This window comes from Pseudooceanicola marinus, from assembly GCF_002786295.1.
Lineage (GTDB): Bacteria > Pseudomonadota > Alphaproteobacteria > Rhodobacterales > Rhodobacteraceae > Pseudooceanicola > Pseudooceanicola marinus.
The window spans coordinates 29,195-47,262 of record NZ_PGTC01000011.1; the positions used below are offsets into that span (position 1 = coordinate 29,195).

The 18,068-nt window shown below is 66.4% G+C and carries 19 protein-coding genes; 5 read left to right on the forward strand and 14 right to left on the reverse strand.

The window, feature by feature from the left end; genetic code table 11:
* Positions 1–45 precede the first annotated feature (45 nt).
* The 4 genes from hemF to clpS form a co-directional block, all read right to left on the reverse strand.
* The gene (hemF, locus tag CVM50_RS07375) at positions 46–936 is read right to left on the reverse strand and encodes an oxygen-dependent coproporphyrinogen oxidase (RefSeq protein WP_408634052.1); all 891 of its coding nucleotides are present in this window, start codon (positions 934–936) and stop codon (positions 46–48) included.
* 238 nt (positions 937–1,174) lie between these two features.
* Positions 1,175–1,975, reverse strand: a complete 801-nt coding sequence (locus tag CVM50_RS07380) for an SDR family NAD(P)-dependent oxidoreductase (RefSeq protein WP_085888593.1) — start codon at positions 1,973–1,975, stop codon at positions 1,175–1,177.
* Positions 1,972–2,997: a class I SAM-dependent methyltransferase gene (locus CVM50_RS07385; protein ID WP_085888594.1), complete on the reverse strand. Its 1,026-nt coding sequence runs from the start codon at positions 2,995–2,997 to the stop codon at positions 1,972–1,974. The genes CVM50_RS07380 and CVM50_RS07385 overlap by 4 nt, the downstream gene beginning before the upstream one ends.
* Positions 2,998–3,004: 7 nt before the next feature.
* Positions 3,005–3,322 (reverse strand): ATP-dependent Clp protease adapter ClpS, encoded by a 318-nt coding sequence (gene clpS, locus CVM50_RS07390; protein WP_222476187.1) that lies wholly within the window; start codon positions 3,320–3,322, stop codon positions 3,005–3,007.
* A 240-nt stretch (positions 3,323–3,562) separates the two neighbouring features.
* Here clpS and CVM50_RS07395 point away from each other — a divergent pair, with 240 nt between their 5' ends.
* Positions 3,563–4,264: an HAD family hydrolase gene (locus CVM50_RS07395; RefSeq protein WP_085888595.1), complete on the forward strand. Its 702-nt coding sequence runs from the start codon at positions 3,563–3,565 to the stop codon at positions 4,262–4,264.
* A 451-nt stretch (positions 4,265–4,715) separates the two neighbouring features.
* Positions 4,716–6,164, forward strand: a complete 1,449-nt coding sequence (locus tag CVM50_RS07400) for a D-alanyl-D-alanine carboxypeptidase family protein (RefSeq protein WP_100148457.1) — start codon at positions 4,716–4,718, stop codon at positions 6,162–6,164.
* A 241-nt stretch (positions 6,165–6,405) separates the two neighbouring features.
* Here CVM50_RS07400 and ccoS read toward each other — a convergent pair whose 3' ends face one another.
* The 5 genes from ccoS to CVM50_RS07425 all read right to left on the reverse strand — a co-directional run bounded on the left by ccoS (position 6,406) and on the right by CVM50_RS07425 (position 11,793).
* A complete protein-coding gene (gene ccoS, locus CVM50_RS07405) occupies positions 6,406–6,564 on the reverse strand; it encodes a cbb3-type cytochrome oxidase assembly protein CcoS (protein ID WP_085888597.1) in 159 nt (52 codons plus the stop codon).
* A 66-nt stretch (positions 6,565–6,630) separates the two neighbouring features.
* Positions 6,631–8,838: a heavy metal translocating P-type ATPase gene (locus tag CVM50_RS07410; protein WP_085888598.1), complete on the reverse strand. Its 2,208-nt coding sequence runs from the start codon at positions 8,836–8,838 to the stop codon at positions 6,631–6,633.
* A 17-nt stretch (positions 8,839–8,855) separates the two neighbouring features.
* Positions 8,856–9,332, reverse strand: a complete 477-nt coding sequence (locus CVM50_RS07415) for a FixH family protein (protein ID WP_085888599.1) — start codon at positions 9,330–9,332, stop codon at positions 8,856–8,858.
* 1 nt (position 9,333) lies between these two features.
* On the reverse strand, positions 9,334–10,767 hold the full coding sequence (gene ccoG / locus CVM50_RS07420; RefSeq protein WP_232618186.1) for a cytochrome c oxidase accessory protein CcoG: 1,434 nt from the start codon (positions 10,765–10,767) through the stop codon (positions 9,334–9,336).
* Positions 10,768–10,860: 93 nt separating this feature from the next.
* Positions 10,861–11,793, reverse strand: coding sequence for a LysR family transcriptional regulator (locus CVM50_RS07425; protein ID WP_085888601.1), 933 nt, complete (start codon positions 11,791–11,793; stop codon positions 10,861–10,863).
* A gap of 96 nt (positions 11,794–11,889) precedes the next feature.
* Between CVM50_RS07425 and CVM50_RS22150 the strand changes: the two genes are divergently transcribed.
* A complete protein-coding gene (locus tag CVM50_RS22150) occupies positions 11,890–12,015 on the forward strand; it encodes a hypothetical protein (protein ID WP_268808211.1) in 126 nt (41 codons plus the stop codon).
* 34 nt (positions 12,016–12,049) lie between these two features.
* Entirely contained in the window at positions 12,050–12,202 is a 153-nt protein-coding gene (locus CVM50_RS21300) for a hypothetical protein (protein ID WP_157792148.1), read from the forward strand.
* A 225-nt stretch (positions 12,203–12,427) separates the two neighbouring features.
* On the opposite strand, the gene ccoP is transcribed toward CVM50_RS21300, so the two are convergent.
* From ccoP to ccoN, 4 genes are read right to left on the reverse strand one after another with little or no spacing between them, the layout of a single operon-like run.
* Positions 12,428–13,288 (reverse strand): cytochrome-c oxidase, cbb3-type subunit III, encoded by an 861-nt coding sequence (gene ccoP / locus CVM50_RS07430; RefSeq protein WP_085888602.1) that lies wholly within the window; start codon positions 13,286–13,288, stop codon positions 12,428–12,430.
* Position 13,289: 1 nt separating this feature from the next.
* Positions 13,290–13,502 (reverse strand): cbb3-type cytochrome c oxidase subunit 3, encoded by a 213-nt coding sequence (locus tag CVM50_RS07435; protein ID WP_085888603.1) that lies wholly within the window; start codon positions 13,500–13,502, stop codon positions 13,290–13,292.
* Between the two features lie 10 nt (positions 13,503–13,512).
* Positions 13,513–14,244 carry a cytochrome-c oxidase, cbb3-type subunit II gene (ccoO, locus tag CVM50_RS07440; protein ID WP_085888604.1) on the reverse strand — a complete coding sequence of 244 codons (732 nt, stop codon included), beginning with the start codon at positions 14,242–14,244 and terminating at the stop codon, positions 13,513–13,515.
* An 11-nt stretch (positions 14,245–14,255) separates the two neighbouring features.
* Entirely contained in the window at positions 14,256–15,860 is a 1,605-nt protein-coding gene (gene ccoN / locus CVM50_RS07445) for a cytochrome-c oxidase, cbb3-type subunit I (protein ID WP_085888605.1), read from the reverse strand.
* Between the two features lie 253 nt (positions 15,861–16,113).
* Between ccoN and CVM50_RS07450 the strand changes: the two genes are divergently transcribed.
* Positions 16,114–16,953 carry a universal stress protein gene (locus tag CVM50_RS07450; RefSeq protein WP_085888606.1) on the forward strand — a complete coding sequence of 280 codons (840 nt, stop codon included), beginning with the start codon at positions 16,114–16,116 and terminating at the stop codon, positions 16,951–16,953.
* 333 nt (positions 16,954–17,286) lie between these two features.
* Here CVM50_RS07450 and fnrL read toward each other — a convergent pair whose 3' ends face one another.
* The gene (fnrL, locus tag CVM50_RS07455) at positions 17,287–18,033 is read right to left on the reverse strand and encodes a transcriptional regulator FnrL (protein WP_085888607.1); all 747 of its coding nucleotides are present in this window, start codon (positions 18,031–18,033) and stop codon (positions 17,287–17,289) included.
* Positions 18,034–18,068 lie beyond the last annotated feature (35 nt).

Here is an 18,068-nt window from a genome sequence, read left to right on the forward strand (position 1 = left end):
GTCGCTGTCCCTCTGCTGCGCCCGGCTGCCAGACTAGATGGCGCGTCACACCCACTTTGCCAGCGGCGGCAGGGACATCAACACGGCATTGGGGTCATGGCCGGTCTCCAGCCCGAATTTCGTACCCCGGTCATAAACCAGGTTGTACTCGGCATAGAGCCCGCGATGGATCAGCTGCGCGTCCTTGTCGGCCGCGTCCCAGGGCTGCGCCCGGCGCTTGTCGGCCAGGGGCAGGAAGGCGGGCAGGAAGGCGCGGCCCACGTCCTGGATGAAGGCGAAATCGGCCTCCCAATCGCCGCTGTTGTGATCGTCGAGGAAGATGCCGCCGACGCCACGCGCGCGCTTGCGATGCGGGATGTAGAAATACTCGTCCGCCCATTCCTTGAAACGCGGATAGAAATTCGGGTCATGCCGCGCGCAATGCTCTTCCTGCACAGCGTGGAAATGGGCGGTGTCCTCGGCATATTCGATGCAGGGGTTCAGGTCCGACCCGCCCCCGAACCACCAGCCGTGCGGCGTCCAGAACATGCGGGTGTTCATGTGAACGGCCGGCGCATGGGGGTTCTGCATATGGGCCACCAGGCTGATGCCCGAGGCCCAGAAACGCGGATCCTCGGCCATGCCGGGCAGCCCCTTGCGCGCGGCCATGGCGGCCTGCGCCCGCGCCCCCAGCTCCCCGTAGACGGTGGAGATATTCACGCCGACCTTCTCGAAGACGCGACCGCCGCGCATCACGGACATCAGCCCGCCGCCCGCGTCGCTGCCATCCTCGCTGATGCGTGTCGTCGGCGTGACATCGAAGCGGCCCGCGGGCTGGTCCGACATCGGGCCATCAGTCTGCGCGTCCTCCAGCCCCTCGAACGCCGCGACGATCTGATCCCGCAGCTCGCGGAACCAGGCGCTGGCCCGCGCCTTCTCCTCCGTCATCTCCGCCATGTCCCGCTCCTTTCGCCAGATGCCTCCGCCTCCCTACCAGCCCGCGCCGCAGGGCAGAAGAGGGCGCCCACACCCCTGACCCCATACGATGGCTGAAAATACTCCCGCCGGAGGCTCGGGACTCCGCAGGAGCGCCGAACAGCACCAGCGCAAAAGGAAATGGCCCCTGACGGGACCATGCCTTCGGCGAGAGTATTTATGGCTGTCGGATGAAAGGGGTGCGGCGTCCTGGCCCGGATCAGTGTGCGGGGGCAGCCACCGGATCGAGCAGGGTGCGCCCGCCGTCGACCGTGACGATCTGCCCGGTCATGAAGGAGGAGGCGTCACAGGCCAGGTATTGCACCGCCTCGGCCAGCTCGCCCGGGGGGGCGATGCGCGACAGCGGCGTGTGATCTTCAATGTCCTCGCGGAAATCCGAATTGCCACGCAGGGTTTCCTTCAGCGAGGACGACATGACCGAGCCGAAGGCCAGCGCGTTGACCCGGATCCCGTGCGGCGCCAGGGCCACGGCCAGCGACCGGGTCATCTGGTCCAGCGCGGCAGAGGAGACAGAGAAGGCCATCAAGTCCGGGTGGGTGCGGCGCGCGGCGATCGACGACAGGTTCACGATCGCCCCGCCCTTGGGGCCGTCGGGTTTCTCGGATTGCTTGATCATCCGCTTGGCCACCGTCTGCGTCACCCGCAGTGCCGTCAGCAGGTTCTGCTGCAGCATGGTTTCCATCGCGTCGTCATCGGGGTTCAGCGGATCCGACACCAGCACCTGGCGCGAGGCGTTGACCAGGATGTCCACCTGATCGAAGGCATCAATGGTGGCCGACAGCAGGTTGGCGATGGTCAGCTTCTCCCGCAGGTCGCCCGCGAAGTAGCGGATGTTGCCCTCTTCCACCGCCTCGCCCAGCTCATCGCGCAGGCGATCCTCGTCCATGTCGGCGAACATCACATTGGCGCCCTTGTCGGCAAAGAGCTTGCCGATGGCCAGACCGATGCCATGGGCGGCGCCGGTCACGATGGCGGTCTTGCCCGCGATCGAGAATGTCATATGGATCTCCCCATTCGTCCCGAGGCGGAGCCTACCTTGCCCCCGCCCCCTTGGCGAGTGGGCCGCTCTGCCATCAGCAGCTTGAAGCTGCGATTGCCGCCGAAGACCTCCACGTGGCCGAAAAGATCACCCAGGGTCTTCTCGTAGCCCAGGTGTGCATTGGCCACGACGTAAAGCCGCCCCTTGGGGGCCAGCATGGCGCCGGCGGCGCGCAGGAAGGTGCGGCCCAGTTCCGGGTCGGCCTTGCGCTCGCGGTGGAAGGGCGGATTCATCACGACGAAATCCAGCATCCGCCCCGGGCGCCAGGCCGTGGCATCGGCCCAGTGGAAGCCCGCGCGCGGATCGGTGACATTGCGCCGCGCACAGGCCAGCGCGGCGTGGTCGGCCTCGACCAGGTCCAGCGCCTTCACCTTGGGCGAGCGGTCCAGCACCTTGGCCCCCAGGAAGCCCCAGCCGGCGCCCAGGTCGGCGCCATATCCCGAAAGTTCCGGCAGGGCCTCGGCCAGCAGGGCCGACGCCGGGTCGATCCCGTCGGCGGAGAAGACGCCGGGGGCGGTGTGCCAGCCATCGGCGCTCTGCTCCGCGGCGGGGCGCCAGGCCTCCAGATCGGCGGCGCCAATCCAGAACAGCTTCCCGTGGGCCTTGGAAATGGGGGCCGAGACCTCGCCCAGCCCACGCAGCGCCTTCAGCATGCTGTCCACGCCCGCGTCCTTCTGCCCGTCGACCAGGACGGGGCCGTCGGTCACGGCACGCGCCTGCGCCACAAGCGCCCGCGCCTCGGCCTTGGCCCGCGGCAGGCAGACCAGGGCCGCAGCATAGCGACCCTCGGGAGCCACGGCCACGGCGTAGCCCAGGCGTTCAAAGGCGGTGTAGTCGGGGCGGAAGCCGGTCACGACCTCCACACGATCCTTCGGCAGGGCCGACAGGTCGGCGCCGGCGTGGGGCGCGAACACGGCGATCCGACCCGCCTCCGGCAGGGTCGGGCCGCTCTCCATCGCGAGAGCGAGGCGGGATCCGAGCATGGTCGCTCTATTCCTTTTCCATGGTGCATTGCAGCGGATGCTGGTGCTTGCGGGCGAAATCCATCACCTGCGCCACCTTGGTCTCCGCGATCTCGTGGCTGAAGACGCCGACGACGGCGACGCCCTTCTTGTGCACGGTCAGCATGATCTCGAACGCCTGGGCATGGGTCATGCCGAAGAACCGTTCCAGCACCAGAACGACAAATTCCATCGGGGTGTAATCATCGTTCAGCAGCAGCACCTTGTAGAGCGGCGGCCGCTTGCTGCGCGGCTTGGTGTCCAGCACGACATTGCCGTCGCCTTCCGGATCATCAGGTCCGGCCATCAGTGTCAGCGGCTGCGCCCAGGCGCCCATCTGCGCCAGCGGCTCGGGCCGCGCGGTCTCGGTCACTCGGGTCATCGTCACGTCGGTCATCATCTCCGCTGGGCCTGTCTCTCCGATCGAACGTCCAAAGCAATGTTCATCCGGGGCGCCGGCAGCAGTGTTGAGGTTTCGGGATCAGGCTGCTCTATATAACGCCGCAGGCCCCTCAGGGAAGGCCGCAGCCAGGATCGCGGGAAAAAAATGGCACGAAAAATCACAACAATCGGTTTCGATGCGGATGACACGCTCTGGCAGAACGAGCGGTTCTTCCACCTCACCCAACAGCGATTCGCCGAATTGCTGGCCGATCATGCCGATCCCGATCACCTGTCGGAACGCCTTCTGGCGGCCGAGCGACGCAACATCGGGCACTACGGTTTCGGCATCAAGGGCTTCATGCTGTCGATGATCGAGACCGCGATCGAGATCACCGAGGACCGCGTGCCGGCCGAGGTGATCCGCCAGATCATCGAGGCCGGGCAGGACATGCTGGCCCACCCGATCGAGCTGCTGCCCCATGCCCGAGAAGCGATCGAGGCGCTGGCCGATAGCCACCGCGTACTGCTGATCACCAAGGGCGACCTGCTGGACCAGGAACGCAAGCTGGCGCAGTCCGGGCTGGGCGATCTCTTCGACGGGATCGAGATCGTCTCGGACAAGACCCCGCCGGTCTATGCCCGCATCTTCACCGAACATGGCGACGGGCCGGAACGGGCGCTGATGGCCGGAAACTCGATGAAATCCGACGTGCTGCCGGCCATCGCAGTGGGCGGCGTCGGGGTGCATGTGCCGCACGGGCTGTCCTGGGCGCTGGAACATGCCGAGGCGCCGGAAGATGAACCGCGCTTCTTCACCCTGACTGATCTCGGAGCTCTTCCGCCGCTGGTCGATCAGCTCGACTGAGGCCGTGGCGACCGGACGATGCCGAAAATGTCAACTTCGGTTCCTAGCCCCCTGAAAAGGAATAGCAATTGCACATCTGTAACCCCGCAATTGCATCCCCTTGTTTTCAAGGGCAGTCACAGTCCTAGTAGGTTTATCCACAGCCATCACTACATCTGGAGGATGTATACAGGCAGCGGAAAGTCGCCCCAAAATGGTCGCTTTGTTCCCCCTGCGCCCTATGGTATTTCTCTCAACAGACGACAGGTGTGCCGCAGGCATTGGCGCCCCGTCGACAAAGATGGACCGACCGGAAAACCGGCGGCAACGAGGCAGATAGGTGAGTGACGTGGTGGTTCGGCGCAGGCAGCCGGCCCTTGACGGGCTATTCAGGACATTCGTAACGGCATTTCTTGCCCTGGTTCTTGTGGCCTTTTGGTCACCCGGTACTCAGGCCGCGCCCTATGCCGAGATGGTCGTCGACGCCCGCACCGGCGAGGTGCTGCGCTCCCGCAACGCCGACACCCGGCTGCACCCCGCCTCCCTGACCAAGATGATGACGCTCTACATCGCCTTCGAGGCGGTGGAACACGGAGAGATCTCCCTCGACACCCAGGTGCGCGTGTCCCGCAACGCCGCCAACGAGGTCCCCTCGAAGCTGGGCCTGCGCGAGGGTCAGCGGATCAAGCTGCGCTACCTGATCCGCGCGGCGGCGGTGAAATCGGCGAATGACGCGGCCACGGCCATCGGTGAGGCCATCGAGGGCTCCGAAGCGGCCTTTGCCCGCCGGATGAACCGCACCGCCGAGGCCCTCGGGATGACCCGCACCACCTTCAAGAACGCCAACGGCCTGACCTCCTCCGGCCACCTGTCGACCGCCCGCGACATGACAACGCTGGGGCGGCACCTCTATTTCGACTACCCGGAATACTACCACCTGTTCTCGAAACGCACGGCGGACGCGGGCGGCACGACCGTCTACAACACCAACCGCAAGTTCCTGGCCGCCTATCGCGGCGCCGACGGGATCAAGACGGGCTACACTCGCGCCGCCGGGTTCAACCTGGTGGCCTCGGCCGCGCGCGGCAACGAACGCATCATCGCCACGATCTTCGGCGGTCGCTCCACCCCCTGGCGCAACGCGCGCATGGCGGAACTGCTGGACCTGGGCTTTGAACGGGCCCCCTCCTCCGCGCCGACCATCGCCCCGGCGAAACCCGTCTACGGCGCTCAGGACGAGCTGCTGATGGCCGGCAAGACAGTGCGCGTGAACGGCGCGCCGCGGGCCTCGCTGCGCCCCCGCGCCCGCCCGATCCCCGACACGTCGGAGGACACCCCGGACGAGATGCTGCTGGCCTCCCTGCCCGATGCCGCCACGCTGGACGCCGCCGCCGCCGAGGCCCTGGCCTTTGCCGACACCAGTGCCGGACAGACGCTGCCGCTGCCGGAGGATCCCGCCCAGGGCGATGCCGCGGTCGAAACCGCCGTCGCCGCCACCCCGGCGATCCTTCCCTCCGGCCCGGTGGAGAACCCGATTCCCCCGATGGCCCGGCCCAGCACGCTGCTCAAACAGTTCAGCCCGGCCCAGCCCGCGCAGACCACCGAGGCGCAGCAGGCCTCGCTTCCCGCAGACGTGGGCGTGGCCGTCACCCCGGTGGTCACCCGCTCCGCCGATGCCGGCCCGGCAAGCTGGGGCGTCAACATCGGCCGCTTCACCACCGAGGGCCGCGCGGAACGCATCCTGCTGACCACCGCCCTGGCCGAGGTCGAGACGCTGGAAGGCGCCGACCGCCGCGTGGTGCGTTCGCCCACCGGGTTCGACGCCAACTTCGCCGGTCTGACCCGGGATGCCGCCGACCGCACCTGCCGGCGCCTGAACGCCCGCAACCAGACCTGCTTCATGATCGGACCGGACACCTGACAGGCGCCCGCGCGGCGCGCCGGCCCCAGGGTCCGCGTCTGCGCAGGGGCCCCGCCCGCTTGCACAGGCCTGACCGGGCCGCAAGAAGCCGCCCGGTCGCTGAAGGGCATTGCCCCCCTCTCTCTATTCTTTGGCCAGAAATATCCCGGGGGAATTGAGCCCCCTAGGGCTCAAGGGGGCAGAGCCCCTCCCCGTCCTGCCTGCCTCGTCCTACGACGGGGTCAAGGCGCAGCCGCGCCCCTCAGGGCTTCGGTTTATCGTCCCATTGATCCGACAGGATCCGTTGCGACGCCCCCTCCGGGTCGTCGTATTGATCCGTCTTCACCGTCCAGATGAAGCCGACCAGACCGATCCCGCCGAGAAACAGCGAGATCGGGATCAGCCAGACGAGAATATCCATGTCCTGTCCCCTTTCGGCCCCTCGCGGGTGCCCCTGTCACCGCCTGCCCCGGTCCCCGACCGCGCGTCAGCGCAGCCGCAGGGCGTTCAGCGATACCGTGATCGAACTGGCCGACATGGCCAGCGCCGCGATCAGGGGCGAACAGAGCCCCGCAACCGCCAGCGGCACGGCTATCACGTTGTAGAATGTCGCTATGCGGAAGTTCTCACGGATCCGCCGCGTGGCGCGAGAGGCGATATCCAAGGCCTCTGGAATGGGCGACAGATCGCCTCCCAGCAGCACGATGTCGGAGGCAACCCGCGCAGCGTCCAGCGCCGAGGCGGGTGAGATCGAGACATGCGCCGTGCTCAGCGCCGCCGTGTCGTTGAGGCCATCGCCCACCATCAGCACCCGTGCGCCCTGCGCCTGCAGATCCGCGATGCGGGCGGCCTTGTCGCCGGGCAGGGCCCCGGCGGTCCAATCCGCGATCCCCAGGCGTGCGGCCAGATCCGCCACCGCGCCCTCGGCATCGCCGGAGATCAGCGCGACCCGTTTGCCCGCCGCCAGCAGGTCGCGCACGGCCGTCTCGGCACCATCGCGCAGGCTGTCGGTGAAGGTGAACTCCGCCAGACCGTCCGGCCCCTGCAACCAGGTGGCGGTCTCGCCCCCGGCCTCGGCGCCCAGCCAGGCGGCACGGCCCAGGCGCACGCGACGCCCGTCCAGCCGCCCTTCGGTGCCATAGCCCGGCACCTCGCGCAGCTCGGCGACCGGCGCCGGGGCGATCCCGCGCGCGCGCAGAGCGGTGACGAGAGAGCGGCTCAGCGGGTGCGACGACCCCTCGGCCAGGGCAAGCGCCAACGACAGGGTGGCGTCGTCAAATGCGTCAAGGTTGGTCGCCTCGGGCGCGCCGGCGGTCAGAGTGCCGGTCTTGTCGAAGAGCACCGTGTCGACCTCGGCCAGCCGTTCCAGCGCGGTTTCATGTTTCACCAGCATGCCACGGCGGAACAGACGGCCCGAGGCCGCGGTGGTCACCGCGGGCACGGCCAGACCCAGGGCGCAGGGGCAGGTGATGATGAGGACTGCGGCGGCGATGTTCAGCGCCACGCGCAGATCCCCCGACCACAGGAACCAGCCGAGGAAACTGAGCGCCGACAGGATATGCACACCGGGGGCGTAGAGCTTCGCCGCGCGATCGGCCAGCGAGGTGTAGCGCGAGCGCCCGCTTTCGGCGATGGCCACCAGATCCGCCATGCGGGCCAGCGAGGTGTCGCGACCGATGGCCGTGGCGCGCACGGTCAGCGGGCCGGTCAGGTTCACCTCCCCCGCGCTGACATCCTGGCCAACCATGGCCGGCACGGGCAGCGTCTCGCCGGTCAGAAGGGAGCGATCGAGTTCCGAGGCGCCCTCGACGATCGCGCCGTCCACAGGCATCCGCCCGCCGGGCCGTACCTGGATCAGGTCGCCAATGACCAGTTCGGCCACCGGCAGCTGCACCTCTTCGCCATCGCGCAGCACCCAGGCGCGGGGAACTTCCAGCGCCGCCAGCTCCTCCGCCGCGGACCGCGCCGCGGCCCGGGTGCGGTGATCCAGGTAGCGGCCCGCCAGCAGGAAGAAGGTCAGGGTCAGGGCCGCGTCGAAATAGGCATGTTCGCCGGACAGCGATGTCTCCCAAAGCGATGTCGCCAGGGCCAGGAGGATCGCCAGCGAGATCGGCACATCCATGTTCAAATGCCGCGCCTTCAGGGCACGTCCGGCGCTGATGAAGAAGGGCTGGGCACAGAAGGCAATGGCCGGCAGGGTGATCGCCGCGCTGATCCAGTGGAACAGATCGCGGGTGGCATCCGCCGCCCCGGACCAGACCGAGACCGACAGCAGCATCACGTTCATCGAGGCGAATCCCGCCACCGCCAGACGCATCAAGAGCTCGCGCCCCCGCCGGTCGGTGGCGGTGGCCGCGATGGTGCCCGCGTCCAGCTCATGCGCCTCGTACCCCACGCCCTCGACCACCTGCACCAGGTCGGCGGCCCCGACATCGGCGTCGGCCTTCACCTGGGCGCGTTTCAGGGTCAGGTTCACCCGCGCCTCGCGCACACCGGGCGCGGCGTTAAGCGCCCGTTCGACCGTGTCGATACAGGCCGCGCAATGGATGCCGGGCAGCGACAGCGCCAGGGTGGCGCCTTCCAGCTCACGCGCGCGGCGGGCCATGTCCTCGGCCGCCGGGGCGGCGGAACAGGCTGGACAGGCCGAGATGCCGCCCGGTTGTTCCTCGATGTAATGCTGCGCTGCGTCGACCATCTGCGGGCCTCAGATCCTCAGTTCTCGACCTGCAGCTCTAGCCGTTGCAGGAACTCGGTGCCGTCCTCGGCGATGGCGCTGAACCGCACGATCCAGCGGCCCTCGCCCACGGCCAGCGGCGTCTCGTAGGCGGTGCCGTTGTAGGCGAACTGCGGCACCACGTCGTCGGTGCTGTCGGTGGGCCGACCGATGGTCGCGGTCATCTCCTTGGCGCGCACGGGGCGGCCGTCGGAATCGGTGATCGCGATGGTCAGCATCTCGCCCACGTCGCGGGCCTCCACCGTCCAGCCCAGGCGTTCCTGGTCCGCGACGCGGCCGTCGAATTCCTGGCTGAAGACGTAGGTGTTGTCGACTTCCAGCCCCGGGAAGGTCCGCACCGCCTTGGTGGCCATGACCACGTTGACCGTGATGATGATGCCGAAGGCCGCCACGAAGATCGCCAGCACGTGCCAGCCCTTCAGGGTGAAACCGGTGGGTTCTGCGGTGTCGCTCATGTCAGTTGGCCCTTCCGTTGAAGACGGTTTCCTCGCTCGACCGTTCCTGGCTGGACGTGTCCTCGACCCAGAGGGTGAACTCGGTCCGGTCCGATGTTGCCGGTGTGGTGCCCGGGGCGGCGGTCACGTAGACCCGCGCCAGGTGGGTGGCGTCCGCGTCGACCGTCACCGTGGCATCCTCGCTGCCTTCCACCTGAACCTCAAGGGCGGGATCGCCCTCGGCCGACAGGCGGAAGACCTGCTCTTCGCCCTGCTTGTTGCGCAGGCGCACGTCGTAGACGTTGCGGATGGTGCCGTCAGACAGGGTGATGAAGGTCGGATTGCGCACCGGGGCGACGGTCATGTCGATGTCGGGCCGGATGAACAGCGCGACGACCAGGCCCACGCCCACGGCGGCCCAGAGCACGGTGTAGAGGATCGTGCGCGGGCGGAAGATGTGGCGGGTGATCTTGCGGGGTTCCTTGCCGGCGCGTTCGTTCTGTTCGTCCGTCAGCGCCATGTAGTCGATCAGCCCGCGCGGCTTGCCGACCTTGTCCATAACGTCATCGCAGGCGTCGATGCACAGCGCGCAGGTGATGCAGGCCAGCTGCTGCCCGTCGCGGATGTCGATGCCCATGGGACAGACGTTGACGCAGGCATGGCAATCGATGCAATCCCCCAGAGCCTCGGCGCCCTCGGCCTTGCGGTGCTTGCCGCGCGGCTCGCCCCGCCAGTCGCGGTAGGCCACGGTGATCGTGTCCTCGTCCATCATGGCCGCCTGGATGCGCGGCCAGGGGCAGGCGTAGATGCAGATCTGTTCGCGGGCGAAGCCGCCGAAGAGGAAGGTCGTCGCGGCCAGCAGCAGCATGGTGGTATAGGCCACCGGGTGGGCGTTCAGCGTCACCAGGTCGCGCAGCAGCGTCGGCGCATCGGCGAAGTAGAAGACCCAGGCGCCCCCGGTCGCCAGGCCGATCATGAACCAGGCGACCCACTTGGTGATCCGCAGGCGGACCTTGCGGAGATCCCATTTCTTCTGCCGGTGCAGGCGCAGGCGGGCGTTGCGGTCGCCCTCGATCCAGCGTTCCACCAGGATGAAGAGGTCGGTCCAGACGGTCTGCGGGCAGGTATAGCCGCACCAGACCCGGCCCAGGGCCGAGGTGAACAGGAACAGCCCCAGCCCCGCCATCACCAGCAGGCCGGCGATGAAGTAGAACTCATGCGGCCAGATCTCGATCCAGAAGAAGAAGAACCGCCGGTTAGCCAGGTCGATCAGCACCGCCTGGTCGGGCAGGTTCGGCCCCCGGTCCCAGCGGATCCAGGGCGTCAGGTAATAGATGCCCAGGGTCACGATCATGATGACCCATTTCAGGTTCCGGAAGCGGCCTTTCACCCGGCGGGGAAAGATCGGTTCCCTGGCAGCATAGAGCTTGGGATCTTCTGTATCGGAAGCAGACACGGGGGCGTTCCTTTGGATGCAATTACAAGGCCTTCTCGCAAGCCAATGTTTTCCGAACATTGACCTGCATCAAATGCGACATTTTCACTGTACCTATTGCACCCCCGGCTGTGATCCCCCCGCGTCGCTCGCCCCGGCCCTGTCGCCCCAGGCCGCCCGGGCCTGCCGCAGCAACCAGCGGCCGAACTCCCGCGCCTCGGGACGCAGCGTCGGCGCGTGCCAGAGCAGGAAATAGCCCTTTTTCCGGACATCCTCGAACAGAAGGCGCAGGCGCCCGGCGGCCAGCTCGTCCTCCGCGAAGGCCCGCGCCATGACCCCGACCCCGCGGCCCGAACGCAGCGCCTCCAGCATCAGGTTGCCCGGCAGCGACGTTACGCCGCGCTGCGGATCGAGCTTGCTGCCCTGCCATTCCAGGAACTCGCCGGCCTCGTTGGTGCCCAACTCCTGGAACCAGGGATAGCTCGATAGTTCATCGGGACTGGGGAAATGGCCTTCGGGAATCAGCCCTGGCGAGGCGAGGACGGCAATCGGGCTTTCCACCAGCAGCTGCGCCTCCAGCCCGGGCCAGTGGCCGCTGCCGTAGCGCAGGGCCAGGTCGGCCCCACCGGGGCCCAGATCGCGCAGCGCGGGCGTCGGGTCGATCATCAGGGACAGGCCGGGATGGCGGGCCTGGTAGTCGCCCAGGCGCGGCATCAGGAACTGCGCGGCCAGGGTCGGGGTGCAGGTGACCAGGATCGGTCGTTCGGCCAGATCCCCGCGCAGCCGCGTGACCACCTCCTCGATGCCCGCCACGCCCGCCAGCACCGCGTCGGCCAACTGCCGCCCCTCCGCCGTCAGCTCCAGGGCACGGGCGCCCCGGCGCACCAGGGGCAGGCCCAGGTGGCTTTCCAGCTGCTTCACCTGCTGGCTGATGGCGGCATGGGACACGTTCAGCCGGGCGCCGGCGGCAACGGTCGTGCCCGTCTCCGCCAGAGCGGCCAGGGCGCGCAGCGCCGTCATCGGAGGAAGGCCGGTCCAATCAATCATGTAAGCCAGACTTACACATGGGAATCATTCCTGAATAGGTGATTCGCGGTCCTGTACCGTAAAACAAGGTCAGACAGCCAAACCGGAGAGAGACCCATGTTCAACATCTACGCACAGAGCCTGCTGACCGCCACCCGCCTGGAACGCCGCAGCGCTCCGCCGGTGGCCGAAACCCGCCTGCCCCGCCTGCGCGCCCCGCGCGACGCCCGGCGGGACGACTGACACCGCACAGACACCCCCGAAAGGAGTGATCGCCATGGATCCGATCCTCTACCGCCCGCTCGATGTGCTGGACGAACGCATCCGCCGCGCCGACCGCTACCAGCAGAACCAGCCCCGGCGCCGCGTGCCCGACCCTGACGCGCCACGTTTCTACTGGTGGCCCGCCAAGCCGCGCCGCCGGCGCTGAACCGACTGCCGTCCCTTGCCCGCCCCGCGTGCAGCGATGAAAAAAGCCCGCCCTGCGATCGCAGGGCGGGCTTCCCCGAAGGCCCGGGGCGGGCTAGAAAAATGGCACCGACCGTTCAAGGAAACGCGCGAACAGGACGAAGCGGCCGGTGCCAACCCCACCACGAGAGCGGGGGTCTGGATTGGCGGGGGGCGACCCCCGCCAAATTCGTTTCAGCGGGCGGGCTTACTCGCCGCCGCCCAGCTGGTGGACATAGGTGGCCACGGCGCGGATCTGCGCTTCGCTCAGGCGTTCACCCCAGTTGGGCATGACGCCGAAGCGGGCGTTTTCGACCGTTTCGTGGATCGTCTCGTAGTCGCCACCGTAGAGCCAGATGGCATCGGTCAGGTTGGGCGCACCCTGTTCCCGGTCCCCGGTGCCGTCTTCCATGTGGCAGGAGACACAGTTCTCTTCGAAGACCACGGCGCCTTCTTCGACCAGGCTGGCGTCCTGCGGGGTGCCCGAGAGGGACATCACGTAGTTGACCACCGCATCGATCTGCTCGGGCTCCAGCAGCTCATCACGACCGAAGGCCGGCATCGCGCTGTAGCGGGCATCCCAGTCATCCTCGTTCCGGATGCCGTGGGTGACGGTGTAGTGGATGTCCTCAATCGAGCCACCCCAGAGCCAGTCGTCGTCCAGCAGGTTCGGATAACCGACCGCACCTGCTGCCCCCGAACCATGGCACTGTGCGCACCAGGTCTGGAAGACCGAGGCACCGGCAGAGACCGCGTACTGGTTCAGCTCCGGATCGGCGGCGACCTCGGTCAGTTCGACCGAGGCCAGCTGCTCGTTGATGCCGGCATTCGCGGTCTCGACCTCGGCGATCCGCTCGGCCACCTCGGCACGGGTCGAATAGCCCAGGATCCCGGCGGTGGCCTGGTTCACCAGCGGCCAGGCGGGATACAGCACCGTGTAGATGATGCCCCAGACGATGGTGGCGTAGAAGGTCCACAGCCACCAGCGCGGCAACGGCGTGTTCAGCTCTTCGATGCCATCCCAGGAATGGCCCGTTGTGCCGTGTTTCTGCTTCAGGTCATCGCTCATCTCACAGGTCCTTTCCTGCGAAGGCCGGCTTGGACGTGTCTTTCACGTCACTCGCAGGGCGGTCTTCGTTGCGCAGCGGGATGTTCGCCGTATCCTCGTAGGTCTTGCGGGCACCGGGACGGAACACCCACAGCACGACACCCACGAAGAACAGGAACAGGGCCAGCAGCATCCAGCTGTCCGCGAACTGGCGTAGGATCGAATAGATATCCATCGGATCCCCCTCAGCGGCTTTCGTCTGGGTAGAAGGTCGAGAAGTCGACCAGCGTGCCCAGCATTTGCAGGTAGGCGATCAGCGCATCCATTTCGGAGATGCCCGGTTCGCCGTCGAAGTTGCGCACGTTGACGCTGTCCTCGCCGTAGCGTTCCAGCAGCCCGTCGTAATCGCTGTCGGGATCCGCCTGGGCCAGGAAGTCGGACTGGGCGTTTTCCAGCTGATCTTCCGTGTAGGGGACACCGACCAGGGCGTGCGTGGACATCAGGTCCTGCATGTATTCGCCCTCGATCATGGCATGGGTCAGGAAGCCGTATTTCGGCATCACCGATTCCGGCACCACGGACTGCGGGTTGGTCAGGTGATCGACGTGCCACTCGTCCGAGTAGCGGCCGCCCACGCGGGCGAGGTCGGGCCCCGTCCGCTTCGAGCCCCACTGGAACGGGTGGTCGTATTTCGACTCCGCTGCCAGCGAGTAGTGGCCATAGCGTTCCACCTCGTCCCGCATCGGCCGGATCATCTGGCTATGGCAGACATAGCAGCCTTCGCGGACGTAGATGTCCCGGCCGGCCAGTTCCAGCGGCGTGTAGGGGCGCATGCCTTCCACGTCCTCGATGGTGTTCTCGAGGTAGAAGAGCGGTGCGATCTCCACGATGCCACCGATGGTGACCACGGCGAAGGAGCAGGCCAGGAGGAGCGTGGCGTTCTTTTCAAGAAACGCGTGTTTATCAAGGATACCCATCTATCTGCTCCTCATTCCGCCGGCACGAGGCCGTGGACGGTCTTCTCGGCGGGTTGCTTCTTCACGGTGAGCCAGAGGTTGAGGCACATGACGATCGCACCGGCGAGGTACATCACGCCACCCAGGCCACGGACCACGTACATCGGGAACTTGGCAGCCACGGTGTCGGCGAAGGAGTTCACCAGGAAGCCGTTGGCGTCGACTTCGCGCCACATCAGGCCTTCCATGATGCCGGTCACCCACATGGAGGCGGCGTAGAGAACGATGCCGATGGTGGCGAGCCAGAAGTGCCAGGAGACCATGGACAGCGAGTAGACTTCCTTGCGGTTCCACAGCTTGGGCACCAGGTAGTACAGCGCGCCGAAGGTGATCATGCCGTTCCAGCCAAGCGCGCCGGAGTGGACGTGACCGATGGTCCAGTCGGTGTAGTGCGACAGCGAGTTGACCGCACGGATCGACATCATCGGGCCTTCGAAGGTGGACATGCCGTAGAAGCCCACTGCGATCACCATCATCCGGATCACCGGGTCGGTGCGCAGCTTGTCCCAGGCGCCCGAGAGCGTCATCAGGCCGTTGATCATGCCGCCCCAGCTGGGCATCCACAGGATGATCGAGAACACCATGCCGAGGGTCGAGGCCCAGTCAGGCAGCGCGGTGTAGTGCAGGTGGTGCGGACCGGCCCAGATGTAGAGGAAGATCAGCGCCCAGAAGTGGATGATCGACAGCTTGTAGGAATAGACCGGCTTCTCGGCGCGTTTGGGGATGAAGTAGTACATCATCCCGAGGAAGCCCGCGGTCAGGAAGAAGCCCACGGCGTTGTGGCCGTACCACCACTGCGTCATGGCGTCCTGCACGCCGGCCATCACCTGCACCGACTTGCCGCCGAAGATGCTGACCGGGATCACCAAGTTGTTGACCACGTGCAGCATGGCGATGGTCACGATGAACGACAGATAGAACCAGTTCGCCACGTAGATGTGGGGTTCCTTCCGCTTGATGATCGTGCCGAGGAAGACCGCCAGGTAGGCCACCCAGACGATGGTCAGCCACAGATCGACGTACCATTCGGGTTCCGCGTATTCCTTCGACTGGCTGCCGCCGAGAACGTAGCTCAGCGCGGCCATCACGATGAAGAGGTTGTAGCCCCAGAAGACGAACCAGCCCAGGCCACCGCCCCAGAGACGCGCGGCCGAGGTCCGCTGGACCACGTAGAAGGAGGTCGCGATCAGCGCGTTGCCCCCGAAGGCGAAGATCACGGCGCTGGTGTGCAGCGGCCGCAGGCGCCCGAAGTTCAGATAGCCCTGGGCCCAGTCGAAGTTGAGCACGGGATAGGCCAGCTGGAACGCGATGAACACGCCGGCGAGGAACCCCACGACGCCCCAGAAGGCGGTGGCGATCACCCCGTAGCGGACAACACCGTCCATGTATTCCCCGGACAGGTCCCGCAGGTCGCGGTCCTCATCCGTCTTGCGCAGCGTGTAGATGAACGTCACCGAGGCGGCCAGCATGACCACCAGCATGTTCACCATATACGCCAGGTCGCGCGCATAATTGGCGGCGATCGCGGCGAAAATCGCGACCAGCGCCAGCGCGACTAGCTTGATTGCATTTGTCATAACGCGTCCCTTTGTCAGTCCAACGAGGCGGAATTCTCCCCCCGCTTCTTATCGGAGTTGCGACGTCCGCTTATTGCGTCGGCGCTGAATCACATGCCTTGATCTGTATCAATCGCGAAACCGTGAGGTGTTGACGAAGATCAATGTGAAGCAATTTCCCACATGCTAAACACATCTTATAGACCATTAGCTGGTCAAGGTATCTCATGGTTTGGTAACGATTTTCCACCGAACAACCGCTCAGGAGGCTCCCATGGCCTACAACACGATCTTCACGATCCTGACGCGAAAAGAAGGGCTTCAGGCCCATCTCGATCAGGTTGCCGCCCTCGCCCTTTCACATGACGCTCACCTCGACGTGCTCTGCCTCGGCGTGGATCGCACGCAAATGGGCTATTACTACGCCGGGGCCAACGCGATGGTCCTGCAAGAGGCGATCACCCGCGCCACCGAGGAATCCAAGGCGCTGGAGACCGAGACCACTGAGCTGCTGAAGAACGCTGGCCTGCGTTACGCCGTGGATACCGACGTGGCCCAGATGGGCGACATCGGACGCCACGTCGCCTGGCGCGCCCGCTTCTCCGATCTGGTCGTGCTGCCCAAGCCCTATGGCGACGGCAAGGGCGTGGAAGATGAGCCGATCATCGAATCGGTGCTCTTCGAAGGCCGTACGCCGGTCCTGGTCCTGCCCGACGATCCGGCCGAATCACTGGCCTCGAAGAAACCGCTGATCGCCTGGAACGAAACACCCGAGGCGCTGGCCGCGGTGCGAAAGGCGCTGCCGATGCTGCAGAAGGCCGCCGCGGCGCATGTGGTGGTGATCGACCCGCCGATGCACGGGCCCGACCGGTCCGACCCCGGCGGCATGCTGGCCGCCTGGCTGGCGCGTCACGGGGTGGCGACCGAGATCGACGTGATCTCGAAAACCATGCCGCGGATCTCGGATCTGATCAGCCGCCACGCGACGGACATCGGTGCGGACATGATCGTGATGGGGGCCTATGGCCATTCGCGCTTCCGCGAGGCGATCCTGGGCGGCGCCACCCGGCACATGCTGGAAGGCACCAAACTGCCGATCTTCATGGCGCACTGAGCGCCGGCAAAGGTGAAACGCACCAGGGGCGGGTCTTCGGATCCGCCCCTTTTCATGACGCCGACGCCTGGACGTGAGCGGGAGGGGGCTCTGCCCCCCTTGAGCCTATGGCTCAATTCCCCCCAGGATATTTCCGGCCAACAAATGGACAGGGGTGGGGTGCCTCACTCTGGCCGCGCACCCGTTGACCGGCCTGGCGGACCGATCGCGCTTGCAGCTTGGGCGTGCGGCGCCCCAGTCTTCTCTTTGCTGAAAGTATCCCCGCCGCAGGCATCGCCCGACGGGGCGACAGACCGGCGCGGTACCGCAGATCGCTCGCGCGGTGGTCCCGCCTCAGACCAGCAGGCCGCCGTCCGAATCGTCGCCCGCCTCTTCAAGCAGGCGCGAGAAATCGGGCACCGTCACGCGGCGCTTGCCCTGCAGCTCGATGAGGCCTTCGCGTTTCAGCGCCGAGATCTGACGGCTGACCGTTTCCAGCGTGAGCCCGAGGTAGTCGGCCATCGCCTCGCGCGTCAGAGGCAGATCGAAAACGATTCGCTCCTGCATGGACAAAGACTTGATCGAGGCATCGCGGCGCCCGATGATGGCCAGCAGAGAGGCGATCTTTTCCCGGGCGGTCTTGCGGCCAAGCACCAGCATCCATTCGCGCGCGGCGTCCAGCTCGTCCAGGGTCATCTGCAGCAGACGCTGCGCGATATGCGGCGTCGTTTCCATCATCTGCTCGAACGGCTTCTTGCGGAAGCAGCACATGACCAGGTCAGAGGTCGCCACGACGTCGTAGGCCGCGCCCTCGCGTCCCGGGCGTCCGACGAAATCGCTGGGCAGCAACAAGCCGACCATCTGGGTCCGCCCGTCTTCCATCGTCTGGGTCAGCGTGGCGATGCCCGAGACGACGGAGCCGACGAAATCCATCCGATCCCCGGACCAGACCACGGTCTGACCGGCCTCGAAGCTTCTGTAATACTTGATCTCTTCCAGACGCTCCAACTCATCCGTTTCGCAACGGGCACAAACGGCGCGGTGGCGGATCGGGCAATCGCCGCAATCATGGGAAACGAAGGAGAAATCTTCCTGAAGCATGTCGAACCGCAGTCTATGGGAGGGTTGATCTGGGT

Excerpts from the sequence above, each read along its gene's own strand:
- CVM50_RS07410 (WP_085888598.1), bottom strand. The coding sequence starts at position 8,838 with ATGGTCGACGCAGCGCAGCATTACATCGAGGAACAACCGGGCGGCATC.
- clpS (WP_222476187.1), bottom strand. The coding sequence starts at position 3,322 with ATGGCCGGACCTGATGATCCGGAAGGCGACGGCAATGTCGTGCTGGAC.
- fnrL (WP_085888607.1), bottom strand. The coding sequence starts at position 18,033 with ATGCTTCAGGAAGATTTCTCCTTCGTTTCCCATGATTGCGGCGATTGC.
- CVM50_RS07425 (WP_085888601.1), bottom strand. The coding sequence starts at position 11,793 with ATGATTGATTGGACCGGCCTTCCTCCGATGACGGCGCTGCGCGCCCTG.
- CVM50_RS07450 (WP_085888606.1), top strand. The coding sequence starts at position 16,114 with ATGGCCTACAACACGATCTTCACGATCCTGACGCGAAAAGAAGGGCTT.
- hemF (WP_408634052.1), bottom strand. The coding sequence starts at position 936 with ATGGCGGAGATGACGGAGGAGAAGGCGCGGGCCAGCGCCTGGTTCCGC.
- CVM50_RS07380 (WP_085888593.1), bottom strand. The coding sequence starts at position 1,975 with ATGACATTCTCGATCGCGGGCAAGACCGCCATCGTGACCGGCGCCGCC.
- CVM50_RS07435 (WP_085888603.1), bottom strand. The coding sequence starts at position 13,502 with ATGGATATCTATTCGATCCTACGCCAGTTCGCGGACAGCTGGATGCTG.
- CVM50_RS07415 (WP_085888599.1), bottom strand. The coding sequence starts at position 9,332 with ATGAGCGACACCGCAGAACCCACCGGTTTCACCCTGAAGGGCTGGCAC.
- CVM50_RS22150 (WP_268808211.1), top strand. The coding sequence starts at position 11,890 with ATGTTCAACATCTACGCACAGAGCCTGCTGACCGCCACCCGCCTGGAA.
- CVM50_RS07385 (WP_085888594.1), bottom strand. The coding sequence starts at position 2,997 with ATGCTCGGATCCCGCCTCGCTCTCGCGATGGAGAGCGGCCCGACCCTG.
- ccoN (WP_085888605.1), bottom strand. The coding sequence starts at position 15,860 with ATGACAAATGCAATCAAGCTAGTCGCGCTGGCGCTGGTCGCGATTTTC.
- ccoP (WP_085888602.1), bottom strand. The coding sequence starts at position 13,288 with ATGAGCGATGACCTGAAGCAGAAACACGGCACAACGGGCCATTCCTGG.
- CVM50_RS07395 (WP_085888595.1), top strand. The coding sequence starts at position 3,563 with ATGGCACGAAAAATCACAACAATCGGTTTCGATGCGGATGACACGCTC.
- ccoS (WP_085888597.1), bottom strand. The coding sequence starts at position 6,564 with ATGGATATTCTCGTCTGGCTGATCCCGATCTCGCTGTTTCTCGGCGGG.
- ccoO (WP_085888604.1), bottom strand. The coding sequence starts at position 14,244 with ATGGGTATCCTTGATAAACACGCGTTTCTTGAAAAGAACGCCACGCTC.
- CVM50_RS07400 (WP_100148457.1), top strand. The coding sequence starts at position 4,716 with ATGGTCGTCGACGCCCGCACCGGCGAGGTGCTGCGCTCCCGCAACGCC.
- CVM50_RS21300 (WP_157792148.1), top strand. The coding sequence starts at position 12,050 with ATGGATCCGATCCTCTACCGCCCGCTCGATGTGCTGGACGAACGCATC.